At 53.5% G+C, this 1563-nt stretch carries 1 rRNA gene; it reads right to left on the bottom strand.

The features are described 5' to 3' along the window. Positions 1 to 1553, bottom strand: a 16S ribosomal RNA gene (locus tag R7Q38_RS23145). Positions 1554 to 1563: the final 10 nt, after the last annotated feature.

A 1563-nucleotide genomic window follows, 5' to 3' on the forward strand; every position in this document is an offset into this window, starting at 1 on the left:
TAAGGAGGTGATCCAGCGCCAGGTTCCCCTAGCGCTACCTTGTTACGACTTCACCCCAGTCATGAACCACAAAGTGGTAAGCGTCCCCCCGAAGGTTAAACTACCTACTTCTTTTGCAGCCCACTCCCATGGTGTGACGGGCGGTGTGTACAAGGCCCGGGAACGTATTCACCGTGGCATTCTGATCCACGATTACTAGCGATTCCGACTTCATGGAGTCGAGTTGCAGACTCCAATCCGGACTACGACGCACTTTTTGGGATTCGCTCACTTTCGCAAGTTGGCCGCCCTCTGTATGCGCCATTGTAGCACGTGTGTAGCCCTACTCGTAAGGGCCATGATGACTTGACGTCGTCCCCACCTTCCTCCGGTTTATCACCGGCAGTCTCCCTGGAGTTCCCGACATTACTCGCTGGCAAACAAGGATAAGGGTTGCGCTCGTTGCGGGACTTAACCCAACATTTCACAACACGAGCTGACGACAGCCATGCAGCACCTGTCTCAGAGTTCCCGAAGGCACCAATCCATCTCTGGAAAGTTCTCTGGATGTCAAGAGTAGGTAAGGTTCTTCGCGTTGCATCGAATTAAACCACATGCTCCACCGCTTGTGCGGGCCCCCGTCAATTCATTTGAGTTTTAATCTTGCGACCGTACTCCCCAGGCGGTCTACTTAACGCGTTAGCTCCGAAAGCCACGGCTCAAGGCCACAACCTCCAAGTAGACATCGTTTACGGCGTGGACTACCAGGGTATCTAATCCTGTTTGCTCCCCACGCTTTCGCATCTGAGTGTCAGTATCTGTCCAGGGGGCCGCCTTCGCCACCGGTATTCCTTCAGATCTCTACGCATTTCACCGCTACACCTGAAATTCTACCCCCCTCTACAGTACTCTAGTCTGCCAGTTTCAAATGCTATTCCGAGGTTGAGCCCCGGGCTTTCACATCTGACTTAACAAACCACCTGCATGCGCTTTACGCCCAGTAATTCCGATTAACGCTCGCACCCTCCGTATTACCGCGGCTGCTGGCACGGAGTTAGCCGGTGCTTCTTCTGTCGCTAACGTCAAATAATGCAGCTATTAACTACACTACCTTCCTCACGACTGAAAGTGCTTTACAACCCGAAGGCCTTCTTCACACACGCGGCATGGCTGCATCAGGCTTGCGCCCATTGTGCAATATTCCCCACTGCTGCCTCCCGTAGGAGTCTGGACCGTGTCTCAGTTCCAGTGTGGCTGATCATCCTCTCAGACCAGCTAGGGATCGTCGCCTTGGTGAGCCCTTACCTCACCAACTAGCTAATCCCACCTAGGCATATCCTGACGCGAGAGGCCCGAAGGTCCCCCTCTTTGGCCCGTAGGCATCATGCGGTATTAGCCATCGTTTCCAATGGTTATCCCCCACATCAGGGCAATTTCCTAGGCATTACTCACCCGTCCGCCGCTCGACGCCGTTATCGTTCCCCGAAGGTTCAGATAACTCGTTTCCGCTCGACTTGCATGTGTTAGGCCTGCCGCCAGCGTTCAATCTGAGCCATGATCAAACTCTTCAATTTAAGATTTTGT

Origin of the sequence: Vibrio sp. Vb0598, from assembly GCF_033338935.1 — a bacterium.
In the GTDB taxonomy this organism is placed as follows: Bacteria; Pseudomonadota; Gammaproteobacteria; order Enterobacterales; family Vibrionaceae; genus Vibrio; species Vibrio alginolyticus.